We start from the raw sequence: 21,532 nt of genomic DNA, 5'->3' as shown, positions 1-21,532 counted from the left end.
ATTATTACTATAAATCATATCTTTACAAACTTTTAAATTATTCTTTACATGGTAATAGCAGTTACATCTGGAATCCAGGTGAGTGTTGAAGTCACTTACCAGTCAGAATTCTCAAGTCCACATCAGCACCATTTCGTATTTACATACAAAGTAACTATTGAAAACAAAAGCAGCCAAACTGTTCAGTTATTACGCAGAAGATGGGAAATTTTTGATGCTGCAGAAACAAAAAAAATTATTGAAGGTGAAGGTGTAGTTGGCCAGCAACCAATTTTGGAACCAGGAGAATCCCACAGCTATGTTTCAGGTTGCAATTTGAAGTCAGGTTTGGGCAAGATGACTGGAGTTTACAGCATGGAAAAACTTTTTGATGGAACTAAGTTCGATGTGACTATTCCAGAATTTCAAATGATCGCGAGTTACTTCCAAAATTAATTTGCTGAATCAGGTTTACCCACTTCTCTCCTATCTTAATTATTGGCTAAAGAAGGAAGATAAATATTCTCTTCAGTCTCCTTTATTATTCAATACCTATCAAGGTCTGAATCATTTTATTCATTCCAGGAAAGAAGAAGACCTAGAAATTGAAGCTTTTAGAAAAAGTCTGCTAACTACAGATGATATTATCGAAGTATCAGATTATGGGGCAGGCTCGAAGCGTGTAAATACCACTTTGAGAAAAGTCGCAGATATCACAAAATTCAGCACAAGTAGTCGGAAATTCGCCCAACTCTACCAGTACTTCTGCACACTTACCCCTGCAGACACCGTCTTAGAACTAGGAACATGCATGGGAATTACAAGCAGATACCTATCGAAAGTCACTAAAGGAAATTTGTACTCATTTGAGGGCTCAGAGGAGATAGCAAGAGTAGCAACTCCCAGTCAAGGATATGATAATTTGAGCCTCCAAATTGGTGTGCTTAAGGATACACTTCCCTACACTTTGAGTAATCTTACCCAAGTCGATTTTGCGCTGGTAGATGCTACGCATACCTATGAAGGCACCCTACATTACTTTGAACAAATTTTAGCAAAAACCCATCCTAAATCAATTATCGCCATAGGCGATATTCATTGGTCGGCAGAGATGGAAAAGGCGTGGGAAGAAATTAAACGCAAACGGGAAGTTCGGCTTACTTTGGACTTCTTTGAATGTGGAATTGTGTTCTTAAATTACCCAGGAGAAAAATCAGAATACATCCTGGATTTTTGAATTCCCCAAAATCATAAACACCTCCGAACTCGCTCTCTCTGGAATAGAATTGTAACAGGGAGAACAAATGATCACATCAAAATATTGTTCAAAAAGGCTTCGATATTCAGCTGACTTTCCTCCAAACGGAGGTCCATCAAAGTCAAACTCGCGATCAAACCAAACTCCGACCAGTTTTCCGTTTGGTTTAAGTAGCTCCTTCATTTTTAAAGCATAATTGGTTCTCAGTGAAGGATCAAGTGCACAAAAGAACGTTTGCTCCAAAATCAGATCGTAGGAACCTTGATGTTCGAAAAAATCTTGATGATGAATTTGGCTAGCTGGAAACCCTGGATCAATGGCATTAAACCTGACCAAAGCTTCTTCAGAGAAATCTAAAATATGGAGATTTTTAAAGCCCAATTTTCTGGCATAAGCTACCTCATACCCCGAGCCAGCTCCCGGAACCAAAACTTGCAAGGTCTTATTTTCAATTTGGTCTAAATATTGTATTAAAGGAGGAGAGGCAAAACCAATATCCCAGCCAGTCTTGCCTGTAGCGTACCTTTCAGTCCAATAATCTTTGTCTAAAAAAGCCATTCTAAAGTCCTATTCTAATGAATACTGAATTTGAAAAAAATACACCTGAAAAGAAAGATCAGGGTAAAAACATTATCATAATAGTATTGATACTCTTAGTAATAATAAGTGGCATCAAACTATATACGGATTACATCGATAGAACTAAAAAGACAGAAGAAATCCTGTTGCTTTCTACAGAAAATAATGACCTGAACAAGCGACTCGATTCTGTTACTTATCAGTTGGATCTTAGAATTCAAGAAATTGAAAAACTTGGAGGTGATGTAGAAGCACTTGAGGAGGTTCGTGATCAATTGATCGCGGAAAGAAATACATCAAGACAAAGAAGTTCTTCAGAGATAACAGCTTTAAATGAAAAAATAAAAAGCTACAATTCTATGATCGTTGAGAAAGATCAGGAAATTTTAGAATTACGTGCCTTGAATCAACAACTGTTTACTGAAAATCAAGATTTAAAAACTACCCAAGCTGAAATTGAAGAAGAAGTTGCGCAGCTTAACCTTCAAAAAGAGGATCTACAGGCCAAGGTCAATGTAGCATCTATGCTGAAAGCTGAAAACATTGAAATTGCAGCCGTAAATTCCCGAGGGAAAGAGCGAGTAGAAACTACCAAAGACTTCAGAAATCGTCAAATCGAACGGATCAAAGTGAGCTTCAACCTAGCTGACAACAAAGTAGCTGAAAAAGGCCCAAGAAACATTTATGTTCAGGTTTTAGCGCCAAACGAGCAGCCAATTTTTGATGTTGCCAAAGGCTCTGGTACATTCATGATGAATGGAGCAGAGAAGTTCTATACTGTAAAGCAAGATGTGATATTTGATAACACAGAGCAGGAATTGACATTTTTTTATGAAAAAGGCTCTGATTATGTTTCAGGAACTCATCAGGTTAAAATATTTGTAGATAATTACGAAGTCGGCTCAAAGACTTTCACCGTGAAATAATCAAGGCCTCCTTCGGGAGGCTTTTTTTTGATCTTCTCCTACTTTTGTGTTGGCTATTTGTTTGGAATACAGCAGGATTTCCTTACTTTTGCATCCTGTTTATTAAATTCCTTAAACACATTAAAAAAATGTTCCAAAGAAATTACGAGACGGTATTCATTTTAACTCCCGTTTTATCTGATGTTCAGATGAAGGATACTGTCGACAAGTTTGTGAACTTGTTAAAAGAACTGGGGGCAGACGTTATTAATGTGGAAAATTGGGGTCTTAAGAAAATGGCTTATACCATTGAGAAAAAGACTACTGGTTTCTACGTTATGGTTGAATTCAAGGCCGATCCTACGCTTATCCGCAAATTCGAAGTAGAATTTAGAAGAGATGAGAAAGTGATGAGATTCTTGACTACTGTTTTGGATAAGCATTCAATTGTTTATGCCGAAAGAAGAAGAAAAGGAGAGTTTAACAAAAAAGTTGAAGCTAAGGAGGAAGCCACCAAATGACATTAGTTAACGAGCCAATCAATAGAGGCGAAATCAGAAAAAAGTATTGCCGATTCAAGAAGCACGGCATCAAGTACATCGACTACAAGGATCCAAATTTCTTGTTGAAGTTTGTCAATGAGCAAGGTAAAATTCTTCCAAGAAGACTTACTGGTAACTCTGCGAAATTCCAGAGAAAAGTAGCTCAGGCTATTAAGAAAGCAAGACATTTGGCGTTGTTGCCATTCGTAACCGATGGGTTGAAATAATCGTCCAATCACAAAAGATCATTACAAATGGAAATCATACTAAAAACAGACATCAAAGGTCTTGGCTATAAGAATGACTTGGTAGCTGTAAAGCCAGGGTACGGAAGAAATTACTTGATCCCTCAAGGTTTCGCAGTACTTGCCACTGGATCTAACAAGAAAATTCTTGCTGAGAATATCAAGCAAGCTGCTCACAAAGCAGAAAAGATTAAAACTGAAGCTCAGAATATCGCTGAGAAACTTGAGGCTCTTACTTTAGAGATCAAAGCGAAAATCGGTGAGTCAGGTAAAATCTTCGGTAAAGTAACTACGCTACAGATTGCTGATGCATTAGCAGCTCAGGGTATAGACATCGACAGAAAGAAAATCTCTATCAATACACCAGTTGATGGTGCTGGAGAATTCGAAGCGGAAGTTGATCTTCATAGAGAAGTGAAAACTAACGTTAAATTCAACGTTTCAGGAGAATAATTACTCCTAACATTTGATAAAAATAAAAACCCCGAAAATTCGGGGTTTTTTTATGCCTAATTCAATGCTTTTTCAAAGCTTTCGACAAGTTTCTTTGAAACCGCCTTGCTATTCTTTTCTCTAGCTTCTTTGAATAACTCAAGAGCAGCCTGACCTTTTTCGATCACTCCTACTGGGTTTTTATCATTCTGGAAACTTACCCAGCACCAAGACAGCTCAGCTGCCAAAGTTTCTGATTTCAACTTTGTTAACTTCTGTACCACTTCAGGTACTGTTTTTTCTAATTTCTCAACTTGCATAGTGAATAGAGGTTTAGTCGTTATTTTCAATATTTCGACAAAAATGAATAAACATTTCTAAATAAGCAATATAACTTGCTCATTATTAACAATTTCACAATCTAAAAGAGTATTCTTTCTAATTAAGGAAATAGCGACCCCCTGCTTTCAAATCAAAAAAAAGAGTCTCATGAAATTAAAACACCTTTATTTTCAGCAGATTAAAGACTAATAGGTAGAATACCTGAAAAATGTTTTGGGGCTAGCTTGGAAAAAAAGAACCAAGACTTTACCTTTGTGACACTTTAAGAGAGACCCAAAAGGAATCTCATCCAAAACTGGTCTATGGTGTAACTGGCAACACGTCTGATTTTGGTTCAGAAGAGTCCAGGTTCGAGCCCTGGTAGACCAACAGAAACTAAAAAACCGCTGAAATCCAGCGGTTTTTTTTATGCCTATAATTTGTTCAAGGATTAAGTTCCTACCCAACTAGCCTCCAAACTCTGAATTAGCTTTTCAATATCAGCAGGGGTATTAAATACATTCACCGACACTCTCAGATTCCCTCCACGATTGGAAACAGAGATTTTGTTTGCTTGCAGGTTGCTTTTCAAAAGCTCGGAGTCGAATTCCTCTGGAAGTTTTAACCCAAAAAGGTGATGAGAAGTATATTGCTCCTCCTCAAGAACCACATTTCTACTTTTGAGATAATTATAAAGCGGTGCAGTGAGCTCATGGCAGTATTTCTCTATTTCTGCCACTGTCCATTCATTGATCTGCTTCAGCGAAGCATTTAGCATAGGCAAAAGAATGAAATTACTCATCTCTCCTACATTGTATCTACCTGAATCCTCTGTGTATTCATGATCGTATTTGGTGAGGTTCCCAAAATCCTGCGAATTGGTACGATTCAGCCAAGATTCCTCCAATGGCTTTCCTCCATCAAATGCATGTCCGAAATAGGAAATCCCCATTCCATAAGGCCCAAAAAGCCATTTGTAACTAGCGCAGATCAATGCATCGATCTTAAATCGCTTGACATCCATTTCAGCCGCTCCAGTCGATTGTGTGCCATCCACAATGAAAATCGCCCCTACAGTTTTACATTTCTGGCCTATGCTCTCCAGATCAAACTTCAGCCCATTCATCCAATGGACTGATGACATGAGCACCACCGCAGTCTCAGAAGTGATGCTAGCCAGTAAGTTCTTATTCCAACTTTCACCTGGAGTTGGAGCATCTGCATCTGGCCCGACTACTTTAAGTAACGCCTGATTTCTGTCGCACCAGGTTTTAAGGGAAAAATACCCGCTTGGAAACTCATCTTCAAGTACGATCGCATGCTGACCATGTTCACAGGAAATATTCCCAAGTGCAGTAGCAAACCCGTAGGAAGTAGAAGGAATCAATGCTACTTGAAAAGGATCGCAATTGACTAGCTCCGCAAAGCTTGACTTAACTTCCCTTGCCCCGGAGAAAAAATCCTGCGGGCTAATGTTTGTCGGGTTTCGTTCCCGAATAAGCGCTTGAATAGCGGCTTGCTCAGCAGACTTCATGAGCGGACCTTTATACCCGCAATTGAGGTAATGAATATCAGGATCAAGACTAAATAGGTGTTTCTGAGAATCCATAGGTTTATAAGTTCCAAGTTGTAAAATACAGCTTCACTTCACTCTAACACACGTAATCTATAAGCGTTCATTGCATATCGCCCTAAGTGCTCAGTCAGACGATAATTTGCGATAGCTCCCACTCCTGCTCCCACGACAGGAATCAACTGAGCCAGTTTCGCAAGATCAATGTAATCTCTATAATCCAATTGGAAAGTCTTCCAGTCGAACTCTTTGAAGTCCTTTGGAAGCGTCTCTCGATACTCTTCCCAGTTCTCTATCAAGCCAATCAAATCATTTCTTCTTTGCTGACTGGAAAAGCTTAACTGAAAAACGTAGAGTAAAAACAAGCGCTCATGGAAATCTTTGGTATCAAACCCATAGAGTGCTGCGATATCAAAAAGCATTTTCATTTTGATGGTCAAAAAAGCTGGAAAATCAGCAAATCCCATCAGAATCCCACCTGCTCCAGTAACTGCTCCTTCCACAGAAGCTGTGTTTCTATACCATTTGATTCTACTTCGAACTTTGAATTCCCGCTGCTTCAAAGTCAGACTCGCTTCCGGCCTCGGCACAATCCAGCTCGAACCGGTAATCACTGCTTTCACCATATTCTCAATAGCCATAGTGATCGCTTTATGCACCTTATCGGGAATCCAGCTATTGATTTTATTCTGCACTCCATGCGTTAACCTTCCTCCCAAACCTGGCTTTTTCTTGAGTTGATGCTGCCAAAGCGCGAGTTCGGCATGGGCGTAATGTAAGTAGGAGTCCATTGAGTCAAATATTAAGACGGTACACTCTATTTACATAAACTTAAAGAAATGCGTTTAAACTTCTAAAAAGTGAATTGAATATTCAGAAATCAAAAAAATTGGCTTATGGGCTTTTTCATTAGATACTCACCTGAATCTGTCTCACTGAAAAAATACACGTCTCCAGTTAAACTGAAATTCAAAGGTTTTATATCAAGAACTTTCTCTTTCAGCTTTCCATCAGAAAAAATCGTAAGAATATATTTCTCTTTGAGTGATTGATTTTCGGCAAAATAAGTTTGATACAAAACAAAAGTGGTATCTCCTTGCTGATACATATCAACATAATTATCTTCCAAGAAAGCTACTTTATCTTCAGGTGTCATCTGTAAATAGCCGGGAGGTCTCACCAGTTTTTGATACTTCAAATAGTTAGACTTTGGCATTTCCATAATCTGCAGCTTCGTTCCTTCAAAATCATAGATACTGATTAATGGACGATATTTTTCCAGAACGTAAATTTTTTCATCTGATATCGTTAAATCTGCCATTCTTTCAATTTTATCGGCTGGGATTATCTTTTTTGTAGAGTTACTGGATAAGTCTGTGAAATAAACACCTCCAGTGGAGGACGATTCTTTTGTAGAAATACCCCACCAATAAGAAATCAACCTATTATCCAAAAGATGAAGGATTTTAAAAGGATTAGTAAGATTGTCTCCAACGATCTTATAAGTATCCTCAAGCTTAGCAAAATCACTTAAATGAATGAGTTTGCTGTTATTTTTTAGATAGTCAAATCCATGGGCATTAGGTATCACAAAACTTACAGGATCTCTCCTGTAAACCATTCCACCAATGGTATCAGGAGGATTAGGATATGCTTTTAAAACATCTCCACCCATTGCATCTAACAGAAAAATATCTTTGCTGCCGGAAATCTGAAAAACAAGTGACCTTTCAGATTCAAAAACCTTGATTGGTCCACCCCACATTGGGTGCCGGGTACTTTTCATCATATCCTCATAAAACCCTGAAATGTTAACAGGAAATTCTAAAGTCACTTCTTCATCTATAGAAGAGTTACATGAACTCAAAATCAAAACACTACAAGCTACTAAAATCAAAAATTTCATACTTAACTTCATCTTCACTTAGATTGACATAAAATATATTTGCCATCGGCAAATACAGTCCACTTTCCGCAACGAATGCATGATATAAATTATAGACACTTCCTGGAAAAACCACCTCTTCCAGCTTAATGAAGTCCTCATCTAGGACGATAATTGAAAATGGGTTTTTTTGGGTAGATTTGTAGTCAATCAGTTCATTTGGATCATACGGGCGTCCTATATAAGCAAATCTATAGTAAAGCCTGCGATATGGATCATAGATCAACCTAGGATAGTGAGTCTGTGAAATAGTCAGCCGATCAGCTTCCTCCTGACTCAAAGGATAGGTTGTTTTCTCAAAACCTTTGGAAAGGCCACTTTTACCTAGGTGTTTAGACTTCAGATTGAAATCCATATCAAATACATAAAGAGAATCAGTAGCAAACCAAGAAACCACAAATTCATTCGCATCATTCATTGCTTTAGAATGAAAAGAAAATGACAGTGGCATAGTACTCCCTTTGTAATCAGCAGGCATTTTCAAATGATGTACTTGAGCAATTGAATCCTTTTCGAGGTAATAAATAAACTCAGGGTTGTGACTTTCAGAAAACTTCGGATTACCTGCGGGATTGCCCAATGTCAATTGCGAAAAAAACAATTTGCCATTTGAATAAACCGTTGGCAGTGTTGGGCTCGAGGCTTGATTGATAACTTTATCTCGAAGATTATCTGTTTCAATAATTGGTCGGTGCAATGATCTTATTTCTCCATTTTTATCAAACAATCCGAATCTTGAAAGTAAAAAGGATGTGAAAACGAAAATCGAATCTTGATTATAAAAGAGCATTCCCTGAGTATTTCTAACTGGAGTAGGTCCATCTTGAGGCACATCGAATCTATCTTCAATATTCCCATCTTGGAGACTATAAAAGTCAACAGAAGAGTTAATCTGATTTAGTACAACCAGTTTCTCTATTCCATCTATTCTACCAATGTCAAAATAATTAAAATCATAGCTGGATTTATCATCAATCTTAAGGATTAGACTATCCATAAGATAGCTCTGACTATCGATTGAGTCCATAGTCCCATTTCTATTTTCAGAGCAAGCAGATAAATAAAGTGCAAAAAAAATCGGCAGACAAATGTATCTGCCGAGTAGTGATATTCTACCACACATATGTTCCAGAACAAGTAGTAGGAGGACCTGCGCAAGCTCCCATCGATGCTGGAGAGGAGCAAATCACAAATAATGCCCCATCATCCCCTTCGCAAACATAAACATCGGCTCCACCTTCCTCTCCAGCAAAAAGCTGGCATGTAGGATCCACATAAACTATTCCGCAATCTCCTGCATACGAAAATGAGAATGATATTAAGCTGAATAAAATCAAAAAGCAGCTTATTTTAATGATTTTTTGAATTGCCATAGTTTTTATAATTTAAATTTTTGAATAATTGAACCTTCAAAATATCTACAAATACAAATACAAATACTAAACAACTTTTTATTCAGAAAACGAACTCTTTATTTTGTAATGAGCACGTTTTCTGAAATAAACCAATCCTTAAATTTATTTATACAATCCATTAAACAACATCTTAAATGTGCCATGTGATTGAGCTCTAAATGTGATTTCTGGACCAAAAGCATAGAACTTACCTTTTCCGATCTCAGCTTCAAAAGCAGTTACGCCATTTTTCAGGTAAGACTGTCCAAACGCCCACCCGCTTCGAAGTGGCTCTTCCTCTCCAAACCAGGCTATCGGCTTAACTCCTTGGTTCCCTGCATTTGGAGCAAGATTGAATACTGGACTTCTATTGAACATGATATAGGCAGTTTCGCCCATACCATAGTTGATAGGCACAGAATTGTCTACATGCATTTCCAGAACTGAGCCTGGAACGTAGTACTTTTCTCCACTGAGCGATCTAGCCTCTCCATCGGCTCCGATTTCAACCAATGCATCTTCCACAGGCAGACCAAGATGAAAAGCCAAATCAGTTGCGGATCCGACAGTAATAACCTCTCCACCTTCCTCGATGAATTTCTTAATCTGAGGAACTGATTCCTCCACTGTAAAACTTCCAAGCATATGACGGTACTTCTCATCGATTTCTTCAGGCTTAGGCTGCGATCTGCCATATCCTCGGGAGCCAACTGAAGGAATCCCCGAGCTAATGAATAGCATCACATCATACTTGTCTTTCAAGTCGCCGGCATTGATTTCCGCTGGAAAAACCAGTTGATATTCGAAGTGGAATTGCTCCATCATCCATCGTACCCAACCTGAAGGCATAGACCCCCCATAATAATCATACAAGGCAATTCGTGCAGGCTGAATCTGCGTAGCGCCTTTTGGCATGGAAGCAGGCACAGGATATACTCCATATTCTTTGGCGGCGACCTCCAATTCCTTTTTTCCGCCACTGACATAGAATGAACCCGCTGGTAATCCATCAGCCATAGAAGTGGTTCTATACACTTTCACCTTTGCCTTCAGCAGATCATTCACCGCCATATAACTGTTATTGTTTCTGGCATCTAGCAAAAAGCCGGATCCACTCGCAAGTGCTTTTGCTGGAGGAGATTGTATTTCCCCGTATGGAATTCTTTCAAAAGGCCCATCAAAACCTTCGTATAACTTATCTACTTCCACTCCCATTTGCAAAGCCAGAGTCCAGCCAGCTGCATCATACGGGCGGATCGGAGGTCCACCAGGATAAAGGAAATCATTTGGGTGATCTTGTGGCTCAAACATATCAATCACGTGTGGTCGAAACGCTTGAGCTGTTTTTACAATAAAGGAATTTGCCGGATAGCTTTTCCCATTTACTGTAAAGTCCGCTGTAGCTTTTTCTACCAAAATACCTGACTTGATCAACGCATTCATGAACTTCACCGCAGTAGGAAAATCTGGCTGATCTGCAGAAAGGATATAACCTCTAGGGTCTCTATTTGCAGGGTCTGTATAAACTGAGTCGTAAAACTGTGCTGGGAATCTTGATCTATTACTATTTCCATCTCCATTACTTTTCTGTGCCTTATTGAATGCATCTTCCACAGCTTGCGCATATTTTGGATACATAGTCCAATTATCCTCACTACCCTTTTCTATAGACTTTCTTCCCATCAAGTAAATATTCAAAAGCAACTCATCTCCATGACGGACGGCGTGATTAAAAATTGCGTAATTCAATGAAACCGAGTAATCAATCGACTGTCTGAAATGCCATTCCTGTGGAGTTACTGGGTATGGTGTTCCGTTATTTGGAATCAGACGCTCTGGAACCAAAGGTATCTCCATAGGAGTGGGATTCCCGATGATTTCAGTCAGGATCCCAATGATGTTATGATAATAGGGAGTAGTTCTTAATCCACCATTCCACCACGTAGAAAATACGGAGCCATCTAGTCTGGTGTAGCCAGGCCGATCTTCCTGATGCATTCTATTGATCATCGCAGCACCAACAGCATCCAGACTGGTGATAATCAACGGATCAAACACATGATTGAATGGGTCTCGGTAAGGAGGGCCAGCCACGACTGTACCTGCTGGACCAGTCTGATGGTGATTATAGATCACCTGTGGAATCCACTCTACGTATTGCTGTAGTGACATATTAGCCGCTTCGCTCATGTTGTTCATGTAGAAATCACGATTATTATCGTGTCCCACATACTTCTGATAGAGAATCGGAATATTTTGATCACGCTCTTTTGGATCATCTTCTCTCATGTACCAATCAGACATGATTTCCATCCCATCAGGATTTGCATGCACCAGCAAAATGATCACCTCATCTAGGATTTTCAGCGTCTCTGCATCATCCCTAGAAGCTAGTTGATAGAGTGTCTCAATCAACTGATGTGGGCCAACCACCTCATTGGCATGTAAACCACCATCAATCCAGATGACAGGCTTTCCTTCCACGGAAAGTTTTTCTGCTTCTTCTCTGGATATTTCAGCATGAGCAAGTGTCTGGGATATTTCTTTGTATCTGTCCAGTTTCTCGAAATTGGCTGGAGCCGTCACGATCATCATAGGCTGAGATCTTCCGTATTCGGTCTTGCCTATTTCTAGCAGTTTTACCCTATCACTTGCTTCGGCCACCTTCTTGAAATAAGCTTCTGTTTGTGAGAAAGTGGCAAGCTTATAATCATCCCCTATATCAAATCCAAAGTGGGATTTCGGGGTAGGGACAGTCTGCGCAAACAATCCCAAGGACAAGGATAAGAGCAGAATTACTAGGGTAGTTTTTAATCTCATAAGTATGTGGGTTGATAAATTACTGGATTAGCTTTCTAAAATAATACGAAAAAAAAGGCCATCATTGAATGTAGGCCTCTTTTATCAGAATTTTACAGGACTGGAAAATTGCCTCAATAAGTAGGACTAGAATCAGATGTGATGTAACATCAAGAAATTGTGAGGAATATTAATTCAACTGTGTTTAGAGAGCATGTTCACGCTGGCTAAAATATGTTACGCTTACTACTCATTGTTACACCATAACTTAATTCTAGGATAATCCTTAATAGTTTCAGAAATCAACATAATATTCTGAATCAACAACAAGTATCATAGCCTTCCATTCAAAAATTATTACTTTTGATCTTAATTCCATTCCACATCTTTCCCGAAAAAAACAACTAACCATGTCCGAGGTTAAAATCTTTTCAGGCACCAACAGCCAATCACTTGCACTAAAAGTCGCTAAAAACTATGGCAAAAAGCTAGGCGATCTTACACTTTCTAAATTCAGTGATGGTGAGCTATCACCAAGCTTTGATGAATCCATAAGAGGTTGTACAGTCTTTTTGGTACAAAGTACCACACCTCCAAGTGACAACTTGTTGGAGCTTTGTCTGATGATAGATGCTGCCAAAAGAGCCAGTGCTTACAAAGTATGCGCGGTAATTCCATATTTCGGATACGCCAGGCAAGACAGGAAGGACAGGCCTCGTGTGAGTATTGCAGCTAAGGCAATTGCCAATATGATCACTTCAGCAGGAGCAGATCGAATCATGACCTGTGACCTCCATGCCGGACAAATTCAAGGTTTTTTCGATATACCTTTGGATCATTTGAATGGATCAGCTATTTTTGTGCCCTATTTGAATTCGCTACGGTTACCGGACATGATTTTTGCATCACCAGATGTAGGAGGAGTAGCTAGAGCCAGGGCTTATGCCAAGCATTTTGAAGTAGAAATGGTGGTCTGTGACAAGCACAGAAAAAGAGCCAACGAGATTGCTTCTATGCAGGTAATCGGGGATGTAGAGGGTAAGGATGTTATTCTTGTGGATGATTTGGTAGATACAGCAGGCACGCTCTGCAAAGCTGCCGAAATGGTCATGGAGAAAGGAGCTAATTCAGTGAGAGCTATTGCAACACATGGCGTACTTTCTGGAAAAGCCTACGAAAACATCGAAAATTCAGTATTGGAAGAATTGGTCATCACGGACACCATTTTCCCAAAACAACAATCATCCAAAATCAGAGTATTGACAGTAGCAGATCTATTCGCAAAGGCAATTCACGCCGTGACTGGAAATACTTCTATCAGTTCTTTGTTCATTTAAGAACCAATTTAATACAAATACATAATGAAAAATCTAGAGATTATAGGGTTTAAAAGAGCAAATCTCGACAGCGCCAGTCTTTCTGAATTGAGAGAATCAGGTAATGTTCCCTGCGTGGTTTACGGACCTGGTATCAAAGAGCAGATTCACTTCTACTCTCCGATCATCCTTTTCAGAGAATTGATTTACACTCCTGAAGTTCACATGGTAGCATTGAACATCGAAGGAACCATCATCAAAGCCGTACTGAAAGACGCACAGTTTCACCCAGTAAGTGAGGCACTTCTTCACGCTGACTTCGTAGCTTATGCAGAAGACAAGCCGATTAAGTTTGAGATCCCTGTAAAAGTATCAGGGAGCTCCCCAGGACTTGCTAAAGGTGGTAAATTAGAATTGAAAACTAGAGTATTGAAGGTGAAAGGTCTTGCAAAAGATTTTCCTGACACTATCCCAGTTGATATTTCTAACCTTGATTTAGGTAAATCATTCAAAGTTGAAGACCTAAGTGTAGAAGGCTTTGAAATCCTGACAAGCCCTAACGTTTCTATCGTGACTATTGGTATTCCAAGAGCACTTAGAGGCAAGAAAGGCGGAGAGGAATAATTCCTTTTTCGTAATCATTCAAAATCCTGCCCATAACTGGGCAGGATTTTTTATTTTCAAGCCGACTAGCTAGAGGAAAATGAAATACCTAATTATTGGTCTAGGGAACATAGGCCAAGAATACGAACTCACCAGACATAACATTGGTTTTTTGACAGTGGACAGACTGGCTGACGCAAAAGAATGCACTTGGCAAAGTGATAGACTCGCTTTCAAAACCGAATTCAAACACAAGGGCCGAACCATCCATCTCATCAAACCAACCACGTACATGAACTTAAGTGGCAAGGCGATGAATTATTGGATGAAAGAACTACAAATCCCGAAAGAAAACACGCTAGTAATTGTAGATGATGTCGCCATTCCTTTTGCGAAACTTCGCATGAAACCAAAAGGAAGTGCGGCAGGTCATAATGGCCTGAAAAACATCGAGGAACTTACTGGTGGTCAAAATTATCCAAGATTAAGGATGGGCATTGGGGACGACTTCCCAAAGGGCAGACAAATCGATTTTGTCTTGGGAAAATTTACGCAAGATGAATTTGCTGAACTACCCACTGTGATGGACAAAGCAATAGATATGACTCTCAGTTTTTGTGCAATAGGAATAGAGCGCACCATGAACCAATTTAACGATTGATGAAATCGAGCCTGCCCTAGATAGATAGGTATGATGCAACTTTCATACAATGAACTCATTATTTAGAATGCGAGATTCCATCTGACCATTAAAAACAATTATTAAACAGATGAAATAAGATTTGGAATTCCCCGAATCCCGTTCTTTCTTTGCATCACTTCAGGCAACTGATTTATAAAGAAGAGGCGAGAGATTAGGCTCAAAGACCCTCTGGCAACCATCCCGAAACGGAGAACGGTGCCAAATCCTACCCTTCGCGGGAACTATAGATTGGCTTACTTCACAAATAATCCCTTTTAGTTCTTTAACCGCCTCCGGGTTTGATTTTCTCAAATCTGCTTGATTAGTCATGTCAAAATATAAACTGATCAATAATGAGTAAGCACTTCGAAACTAATTCTGTACGGATCTCCCCTTCCAAATCCAGCCAGAGAGAGCACTCTGCTCCTATTTACCTTACTTCAAGCTTTACATTTGATTCTGCTGAAGAAGCCAGAGCAACTTTCGCAGATGAAATTGAAGGTAATATCTATTCCCGATACGCCAACCCGAACGCCAGTGACTTAATAGAAAAAGTCTGTGCAGCAGAAGGAACGGAGGATGGTTTTGCGACAGCTTCTGGCATGGCAGCGATGTTTGGAAGTATCGCTGCACTGCTTCAGCAAGGAGATCATGTGCTAGCTGCCCGATCACTTTTTGGATCAACACACCAACTGTTGACACGAGTATTTCCTAAATGGGGAATTACTTCGACTTACGGTGATATTTCTGATTATTTGAATTGGGAAAAGTTAGTGCTGCCAAACACCAAAATGCTGTTCATAGAGACTCCCTCCAATCCGGGACTGGAAATTATTGACCTTGAATGGGCTGGAAAATTTGCGGCAGCGCATAATTTGATTTTGGTGGTGGACAACTGCTTTGCTTCTCCCTACCTTCAACAGCCAGCAAAATGGGGAGCTCATATCGTGACTCACAGCGCTACCAAATACATTGATGGTCAGGGAAGAGTTCTAGGAGGGCTGATCTTAGGAAAAGCCGATCTGATGAAAGAAGTGCACTTTTTCGCTAGACATACTGGCCCTTCCATATCTCCATTCAATGCTTGGATTCTTGCAAAAAGCATGGAAACTCTTGGTCTAAGAATGGATAGACATTGCAGCAATGCTTTGAAAGTAGCGGAATACTTTGAAGGAAATTCTGAATTACTTGGAGTAAAATACCCTTTCCTGAAATCTCACCCTCAGTACGAAATCGCCAAGAAACAAATGAGTCAAGGCGGCGGCGTAATCACATTGGATTTAAAAGGAGGCGTTCAACGTGCACAACGCTTTATTGATAAGCTTCAGATGATTTCTATCACTGCAAATCTGGGAGATAGTCGTAGCATCATTACGCATCCTGCATCGACTACGCACAGCAAATTATCAGTAGAAGAAAGAGCTCAGGTAGGGATATCAGACGGATTGGTGAGACTTTCGGTAGGTTTAGAGCATTATGAAGACATTATTCAGGATATGGAAAGAGCTATTGAGGGTTCGAAATGAGTATGAATTGAAGAGTGTCCAGTTTTTCAGTCGCAGAGATCAGTAATCAGCATTTTCATCCTGAGCTGCTTGACCGTCCTGGTGGAAAATCGAAAGGGTTGTACTTGTATATTGAAAACCAAAGCAATTTTGAATCAAATCTGAAAATCTCTTGACTAACAAATAAGCTCCAAATGAGGATTAGACTTCGCTCAGGCAGACAATTATCATAACTTTTAAAGCTGCGTTCTCTGTGTTAACCTTTGCGAACTCTGCGGTTAACAAACCAAAAAAATGCCCCCTCAAGTTTTGAGACTTTTGGGGGCATTTACACTTTAACCAATATACTATTTTACCAGGTAGTCTGTTTCAGGGTAGGAAAGGTACGGATCACATCGCTGAGACTGATTTGTCCCAATAGCTGGCCATCTTTCATAACTGGAAAACGTCGATACCCATGTTCCAAAAATTTCGAAGCAGCATCAAAAATCGATAAGTCTGGCGAAAGCGTCATCACATCTACAGACATATGCTCACTTACTTTTGCAGGGAATTTTGGCGTGTTCGTGTATTTCCCTTTTATGATCTCTTTGAGACAATCTACCTCCGAAATGATTCCTACTAGAGCCCCAGATGCATCAATAACCGGCGCTCCAGATATTTTTCGCTTGGTGAGCACCTCCATCACCTGATCAATAGTATCATCAGGTTTGAAAGTAATCAACTTAGTACTCATGCACTCTTTGACAAGAATTTGCGGAATTGGGGCTTTTTTAGGCTCAGCCATTCTAACCCCCTGAAAACTTTTTACCATAGCTTAAAAATTAAGGATGAAAGAATAAATTACCGATAATACACTACAAGTAAAAATTATAATTCAAAAAATATAATAAATCAGTACTTTATTTCTAAATAAAAAGACTTTTCAAAATTAACACTTCTACCCTAAATGAGAATAGAGTCACTAAATCATAGCAACTCTATTCCCCATTAATTAAAAAGCTAAACAATTACTCTTATTCTGCTAGTACATTCAAAAACTCATTCACTACTTCTTGATCGATTCTAAGATGGTGAGTAAATGATTTTGGATCATCAGAAAATAACACATTCGGGTTGACAAACTGATTCGATGAAGCTTTCCAGGTTTTGCATGACGCATGGATTTCTCGCAAAAACCCAGTTTTTTTCAGTTCTATAACATGCTGAGGTTTGGTTCCTCCGCCCGGCATGATGCTAATTCTATCTTGTGCTTTTACCAACAACTGCTTGAGTGTTTCTAAACCCTCGGTTACAGAGCTTTGCCCACCTGAAGTTAAAATACGGTTAAATCCACATGAAATGATTTTCTCCAAAGAATCAAAGTAATCCGCTGAAGCATCAAACGCACGATGAAAAGTGCAGGGTTTTCCAGAAGCTGCCCTTAAAAGTGATTGGCAAGAATCCGAATCCACAAACCCCTGCTTATCTAGTACTCCAAACACAAAACCATCCGCTCCTTGCTCACCTAGCAACTCGATATCCCGCTTCATCACCATCAACTCCTTCTGAGAATAATGAAAATCACCTCCTCTTGGCCTGATCATCACAAAAACCGGAATATCGATCTCAGTCTTCAGGAACTTGAGCATTCCAGCACTTGGCGTCTCTCCTCCCTCTGGAAAATTGGCACAAAGCTCCAATCTATCCACGCCAAATTGAACTGCATCTAAAGCAGCCTCTACATTGAAAACTGGGGATTCTAAGGTTATTTTACTCATCCTTTTTTGAAATGAGAGCCTGAGTCAATCATTACATTATTTTGTAGCGTCGCTTGCGCAAAGTTGAAACCTGGGTGAACGGCATAAGCACCGACTTCTCCATCTTTGTTCATAGCAAGAAAACCTGCCTGAATATCTTTAATGTCTTTGCTGTTTTTGGCTATCAAACGCTTAACTGCTTCTTCACAAGCTTCCTGAGGAGTTCTACCCTGACGCATTAATTCTACGATTAGGAAACTCCCGCAAATTCGAATGATTGATTCACCAAGTCCTGTTGCCGTGGCTGCGCCGACTTCATTGTCCACAAATAAACCAGCGCCAATAATTGGACTGTCGCCCACTCTACCATGCATTTTGTAGGAAAGTCCACTGGTCGTACAGCTTCCAGCCATATTTCCTTTCGCATCCATACCGATCATTCCGATCGTATCGTGATTTTCTATATTAATCACTGGTTTGTATTGGCTAGTTTCTTTCCATTTCAAATATGCTTTTTTTGCACCTGGGCTCAGCTCCTCTTTTTCTATGGGAAATCCTTCAGCTATTGCCAATTGCCTGGCTCCTTCACCTACAATCATCACATGAGGAGTTTTTTCCATCACTACTCTAGCCAAAGAAATGGGATGCTTCACCTGCCTTACAAAAGCCACTGCTCCACAAGCCCCATCTCCTGACATGATAGAAGCATCTAGCGTAGTAATTCCCTCCCGATCTGGTAGCCCTTGTAGACCTACTGAAAGATTACTCAGATCCAATTCTGTATCCTTTACACCAGTCTCCACAGCATCGATGATACTTCCCCCAGACTTTAGCTTTTCCACCGCTGCAGCATTCGCAGGTAGGCCATGATTCCAGGTGGATAGGATCAGCGGTTTTTCCCCCTTGAAAAGTGCAGGTGATTTTGCTTCTGCGATGGTAGATACACCTGGTATAAATAAGGCAGAGCCCAGTAGGGATTGCTTGATAAATTTTCTTCTTTGTGACATTCGAGTTAATTTAGAATCAGGCCTCAAATTATTAAAATTGAAGCTAAATAGGTTAACCATCCTTAATTTCATTTGAAATCAATCTATGAACTCATACCTACTTGCAGAATCCAACTGGAAAACGCTGAAAGATCATCGCTTTGAACTAGCTGTATTGCCATGGGGAGCGACAGAAGCGCACAACTATCACCTGCCTTACGGCACCGATGTCTATGAGGCGGATGCAGTGGCTAGAGAATCAGGCAGAAAAGCTTGGGAAAAAGGAGCTAATGTGACAATAATGCCAACAATTCCTTTTGGTGTGAATACAGGACAGTCAGATATTTATTTGGATATCAATCTGAATCCCAGTACCCAATTATTGATTCTGAAAGACATCATTACAGGTTTGGATAGGCAAGGAACGAAGAAACTTTTGATCGTAAATAGTCATGGAGGAAATGACTTTAAAACGATGCTACGTGAGCTTGGGCTACAGTTTCCCGAGATGATGCTATTCACTTGCAACTGGTTTCAGGCGCTGGACAAAACAATGTATTTTGAAGAAGCTGGGGATCACGCGGATGAAATGGAAACATCCATCATTATGCATCTACATCCCGAGTTGGTTTTGCCACTGGAACAAGCTGGAGATGGAGCTGAGAAAAAATCCACTATTAAAGGTCTTCAGGAAAAATGGGCGTGGGCTGAGCGAAAATGGTCTGAGGTGACTGAAGATACAGGAATCGGCAATCCCAAAAAATCATCTCCTGAAAAGGGCAAGAAGTATTTTGAAGACGTGACCGATAAAGTAGCCCAGTTAATGCTGGATATTTGCGAAGCGAAAGCAGGGAGTTTATACAAATAATATTCTCGAAGAAGTCAATCCTCCTTCTCACTTGTAGCAGGCCTGAAAATCTGGAAAAACTCCTCAGAGGATCGTAATTCCTCAAAAATCGGATCAACCAATGCTTTTTGATAAAGCAATTCACTTGCATGAATAGCTCTATCCAATTGCAATAAAGCGACTTCTGCCTGACCACTTTGTGCTGCGATCAATGCCAATCCATAAAAGCCATAACCATAATTACGACCTGCCATAACGGACTCTTCGAAAGACAAACTTGCGTTGCTAAAATCCTTGGACAAGTAATAGGCTAAGCCTTTATTGAAAAATTCCTTTGGCTCAGTGTAATCGTAATCAAAACGTAGCGTCGCCAACTTATAATCACCTCTCAAAATATCTAATGCACCCCTCAAACTTTCATTATACTTGAGGAAATCCTCATTCCGTGTAAGAACAGAAGCATCAGAAAGTTTCTTGTATGCCTCCCATGTCTTGCCTTGCAGCACCATGATCTGTCCTTGATTATGCAGCACATATGGATTCGTATCAATTTTAGCAGCTTGATAAAGCAGGTCATTCGCTTCTTTCCAAAGTAAATCCTTCGTCTCCTGGTCAAGTGTACGCTGCGCTAAACGCATCTTGACTACAGCTAAATTATTATAAGGTATCACAGAGCGAAACAGCTCAGTCATCTTACTGTAGATTTTAGCTTTATCCTCTAACCTAGGTGTGGTTTCTCCAGCGATCGCCCAATCAGCCATATCAAGCTCTGAGCTCGCAGTACTTTGTTCCAAAGCTTTTTGAAGTACCAAAGATTGAGCTTGGTTAAGTCCTGGAAGAGGTTTTGCAACTACTTCAATTTTTGCTGCCCTAAGACTTGGAAATAAATCACCTGCCACTTGGTTGAAACCTGTGATCTTTCTTAATCCTTGAGCTTGAGTTTGATAATCTGCTTCATCCAACAATACCGCATAAAATTGATCCTTGCGCTGAGTGGAAATCTTTTCATATTCCCTCAATAACAACCTGAAATCAAACCAATCATTCCATCTAGAAGTCACTTCTATTAGGCTATCTCTTATTGTAATATTAGATTCTTTGAGCAGCTTATTTACTGCCTCTGCCCTATCCATTCCAAGCTTGCTGCTACTCCCTTCTGCATTTTCAGGAGACTGTACACCAGTAATTTTAAAAGATAAGACTGAAGAGTTTTCCGTTAAAAAATTTTTCAAATCTGCAATAACTTGAGCATTTGCACTGTTCATTTTGATACTGGAAGACCCAGCATCAAACTTGATTAAAAATTCCTTCGAACGTGAAAGATCCGTATCCATAACTCCAGTGGAAATAAAAAGTCCTACTTGCGGAATTGGTTCATCAAAATTCACCTTCCCTACTTTCGCCAGCAATGGCGTGGTAATCACTCCGCGAGCTAAAACCTTCTTCTGATAGGGTTCCTCCTGAGCCTTTTTCCCCTGAAAAAATTGAACTTCCAAAAAAGCTCCTTCCATCCAAGGCTCATAGGCGAGGACGAACTCTTTACTGTAGGAATAGTAAGAGACATTTTTGGTCAACTCAAGCTCTTCAAAAAGCAAAGAATTTTCAGAGGATTTAAAGAGGATATTAACTTTTGGGTTTTTGGGACTAAGTACAGATTCAATAGGAATGGTACCGGTAACCTCAAATCTTACTGAATCTCTGATGAATTCCAGCTTACCTGGAATCACTTGAGAATCTTCCAAAAAGTCGGTTTCGGGCATCATTATTGACCCGCAAAGAAGAGGGAACAAAATAAATAGTAATAAAACAGGCTTTTTCTTAAACAATTGGTCTAGCATTCTTATTTATTATTTCACCGAACTTTTTTCTAAATTTACCCTAA

At 39.8% G+C, this 21,532-nt stretch carries 23 protein-coding genes, 1 tRNA gene and 1 riboswitch; of the genes, 12 read left to right on the top strand and 12 right to left on the bottom strand.

Features of this window, described 5'->3' with window-relative positions; translation table 11 throughout:
* The first annotated feature begins 48 nt into the window (after window positions 1–48).
* The gene (apaG, locus tag LV83_RS06415; RefSeq protein ID WP_111610718.1) at window positions 49–435 is read left to right on the top strand and encodes a Co2+/Mg2+ efflux protein ApaG; all 387 of its coding nucleotides are present in this window, start codon (window positions 49–51) and stop codon (window positions 433–435) included.
* 1 nt (window position 436) lies between these two features.
* A complete protein-coding gene (locus LV83_RS06410) occupies window positions 437–1,216 on the top strand; it encodes a class I SAM-dependent methyltransferase (protein ID WP_111610717.1) in 780 nt (259 codons plus the stop codon).
* On the opposite strand, the gene LV83_RS06405 is transcribed toward LV83_RS06410, so the two are convergent.
* The gene (locus tag LV83_RS06405) at window positions 1,193–1,795 is read right to left on the bottom strand and encodes a methyltransferase domain-containing protein (RefSeq protein WP_111610716.1); all 603 of its coding nucleotides are present in this window, start codon (window positions 1,793–1,795) and stop codon (window positions 1,193–1,195) included. The genes LV83_RS06410 and LV83_RS06405 overlap by 24 nt on opposite strands.
* Window positions 1,796–1,812: 17 nt before the next feature.
* Between LV83_RS06405 and LV83_RS06400 the strand changes: the two genes are divergently transcribed.
* From LV83_RS06400 to rplI, 4 genes are all read left to right on the top strand, one after another.
* Window positions 1,813–2,742, top strand: a complete 930-nt coding sequence (locus LV83_RS06400) for a hypothetical protein (protein WP_111610715.1) — start codon at window positions 1,813–1,815, stop codon at window positions 2,740–2,742.
* A gap of 128 nt (window positions 2,743–2,870) precedes the next feature.
* Window positions 2,871–3,242, top strand: a complete 372-nt coding sequence (gene rpsF / locus LV83_RS06395; protein WP_091695017.1) for a 30S ribosomal protein S6 — start codon at window positions 2,871–2,873, stop codon at window positions 3,240–3,242.
* Window positions 3,239–3,490 (top strand): 30S ribosomal protein S18, encoded by a 252-nt coding sequence (gene rpsR, locus LV83_RS06390; RefSeq protein WP_057937597.1) that lies wholly within the window; start codon window positions 3,239–3,241, stop codon window positions 3,488–3,490. Before rpsF ends, rpsR begins: the two co-directional genes overlap by 4 nt.
* A 27-nt stretch (window positions 3,491–3,517) precedes the next feature.
* The gene (gene rplI, locus LV83_RS06385; RefSeq protein ID WP_111610714.1) at window positions 3,518–3,961 is read left to right on the top strand and encodes a 50S ribosomal protein L9; all 444 of its coding nucleotides are present in this window, start codon (window positions 3,518–3,520) and stop codon (window positions 3,959–3,961) included.
* A gap of 56 nt (window positions 3,962–4,017) precedes the next feature.
* Here the strand turns inward: rplI and LV83_RS06380 are convergent, their stop codons facing one another.
* Complete coding sequence (locus tag LV83_RS06380) at window positions 4,018–4,260, bottom strand: hypothetical protein (RefSeq protein ID WP_111610713.1); 243 nt, start codon at window positions 4,258–4,260, stop codon at window positions 4,018–4,020.
* Between the two features lie 318 nt (window positions 4,261–4,578).
* Between LV83_RS06380 and LV83_RS06375 the strand changes: the two genes are divergently transcribed.
* Window positions 4,579–4,651, top strand: a tRNA-Gln gene (locus tag LV83_RS06375).
* A 61-nt stretch (window positions 4,652–4,712) separates the two neighbouring features.
* Here the strand turns inward: LV83_RS06375 and LV83_RS06370 are convergent.
* The 6 genes from LV83_RS06370 to LV83_RS06345 form a co-directional block, all read right to left on the bottom strand.
* Window positions 4,713–5,870 carry an aminotransferase class V-fold PLP-dependent enzyme gene (locus LV83_RS06370; protein ID WP_111610712.1) on the bottom strand — a complete coding sequence of 386 codons (1,158 nt, stop codon included), beginning with the start codon at window positions 5,868–5,870 and terminating at the stop codon, window positions 4,713–4,715.
* Between the two features lie 38 nt (window positions 5,871–5,908).
* Window positions 5,909–6,625 carry an EcsC family protein gene (locus tag LV83_RS06365; RefSeq protein WP_111610711.1) on the bottom strand — a complete coding sequence of 239 codons (717 nt, stop codon included), beginning with the start codon at window positions 6,623–6,625 and terminating at the stop codon, window positions 5,909–5,911.
* A gap of 89 nt (window positions 6,626–6,714) precedes the next feature.
* Window positions 6,715–7,740, bottom strand: a complete 1,026-nt coding sequence (locus LV83_RS06360; protein ID WP_111610710.1) for a hypothetical protein — start codon at window positions 7,738–7,740, stop codon at window positions 6,715–6,717.
* A complete protein-coding gene (locus tag LV83_RS06355; RefSeq protein WP_245947010.1) occupies window positions 7,712–8,776 on the bottom strand; it encodes a DUF4221 family protein in 1,065 nt (354 codons plus the stop codon). Before LV83_RS06355 ends, LV83_RS06360 begins: the two co-directional genes overlap by 29 nt.
* Before the next feature lie 115 nt (window positions 8,777–8,891).
* Window positions 8,892–9,152, bottom strand: coding sequence for a hypothetical protein (locus tag LV83_RS06350; RefSeq protein WP_111610708.1), 261 nt, complete (start codon window positions 9,150–9,152; stop codon window positions 8,892–8,894).
* Window positions 9,153–9,296: 144 nt separating this feature from the next.
* Window positions 9,297–11,993: a M14 family metallopeptidase gene (locus LV83_RS06345; RefSeq protein ID WP_111610707.1), complete on the bottom strand. Its 2,697-nt coding sequence runs from the start codon at window positions 11,991–11,993 to the stop codon at window positions 9,297–9,299.
* A 389-nt stretch (window positions 11,994–12,382) separates the two neighbouring features.
* On the opposite strand from LV83_RS06345, the gene LV83_RS06340 reads away from it, so the two are divergent.
* From LV83_RS06340 to LV83_RS06325, 4 genes are all read left to right on the top strand, one after another.
* Entirely contained in the window at window positions 12,383–13,309 is a 927-nt protein-coding gene (locus LV83_RS06340; protein WP_111610706.1) for a ribose-phosphate pyrophosphokinase, read from the top strand.
* A gap of 24 nt (window positions 13,310–13,333) precedes the next feature.
* A complete protein-coding gene (locus tag LV83_RS06335) occupies window positions 13,334–13,912 on the top strand; it encodes a 50S ribosomal protein L25/general stress protein Ctc (protein ID WP_111610705.1) in 579 nt (192 codons plus the stop codon).
* Between the two features lie 79 nt (window positions 13,913–13,991).
* A complete protein-coding gene (gene pth / locus LV83_RS06330) occupies window positions 13,992–14,552 on the top strand; it encodes an aminoacyl-tRNA hydrolase (RefSeq protein ID WP_111610704.1) in 561 nt (186 codons plus the stop codon).
* A gap of 169 nt (window positions 14,553–14,721) precedes the next feature.
* A riboswitch (SAM riboswitch) is annotated at window positions 14,722–14,824 on the top strand.
* 102 nt (window positions 14,825–14,926) lie between these two features.
* On the top strand, window positions 14,927–16,099 hold the full coding sequence (locus LV83_RS06325) for a trans-sulfuration enzyme family protein (RefSeq protein WP_111610703.1): 1,173 nt from the start codon (window positions 14,927–14,929) through the stop codon (window positions 16,097–16,099).
* 331 nt (window positions 16,100–16,430) lie between these two features.
* On the opposite strand, the gene LV83_RS06320 is transcribed toward LV83_RS06325, so the two are convergent.
* From LV83_RS06320 to LV83_RS06310, 3 genes are all read right to left on the bottom strand, one after another.
* Window positions 16,431–16,892, bottom strand: coding sequence for a CBS domain-containing protein (locus LV83_RS06320; protein WP_111610702.1), 462 nt, complete (start codon window positions 16,890–16,892; stop codon window positions 16,431–16,433).
* Window positions 16,893–17,094: 202 nt separating this feature from the next.
* Window positions 17,095–17,838, bottom strand: a complete 744-nt coding sequence (locus tag LV83_RS06315; protein WP_111610701.1) for a copper homeostasis protein CutC — start codon at window positions 17,836–17,838, stop codon at window positions 17,095–17,097.
* Window positions 17,835–18,824, bottom strand: coding sequence for an isoaspartyl peptidase/L-asparaginase family protein (locus tag LV83_RS06310; RefSeq protein WP_111610700.1), 990 nt, complete (start codon window positions 18,822–18,824; stop codon window positions 17,835–17,837). The genes LV83_RS06315 and LV83_RS06310 overlap by 4 nt, the downstream gene beginning before the upstream one ends.
* A gap of 85 nt (window positions 18,825–18,909) precedes the next feature.
* On the opposite strand from LV83_RS06310, the gene LV83_RS06305 reads away from it, so the two are divergent.
* Entirely contained in the window at window positions 18,910–19,671 is a 762-nt protein-coding gene (locus LV83_RS06305) for a creatininase family protein (RefSeq protein WP_111610699.1), read from the top strand.
* 14 nt (window positions 19,672–19,685) lie between these two features.
* On the opposite strand, the gene LV83_RS06300 is transcribed toward LV83_RS06305, so the two are convergent.
* Entirely contained in the window at window positions 19,686–21,392 is a 1,707-nt protein-coding gene (locus tag LV83_RS06300; RefSeq protein ID WP_158530520.1) for a hypothetical protein, read from the bottom strand.
* Between the last annotated feature and the right edge of the window lie 140 nt (window positions 21,393–21,532).

The organism is Algoriphagus yeomjeoni (assembly GCF_003259505.1).
Classification (GTDB): domain Bacteria; phylum Bacteroidota; class Bacteroidia; order Cytophagales; family Cyclobacteriaceae; genus Algoriphagus; species Algoriphagus yeomjeoni.
This window is presented reverse-complemented; position numbering and strand designations above follow the sequence as displayed.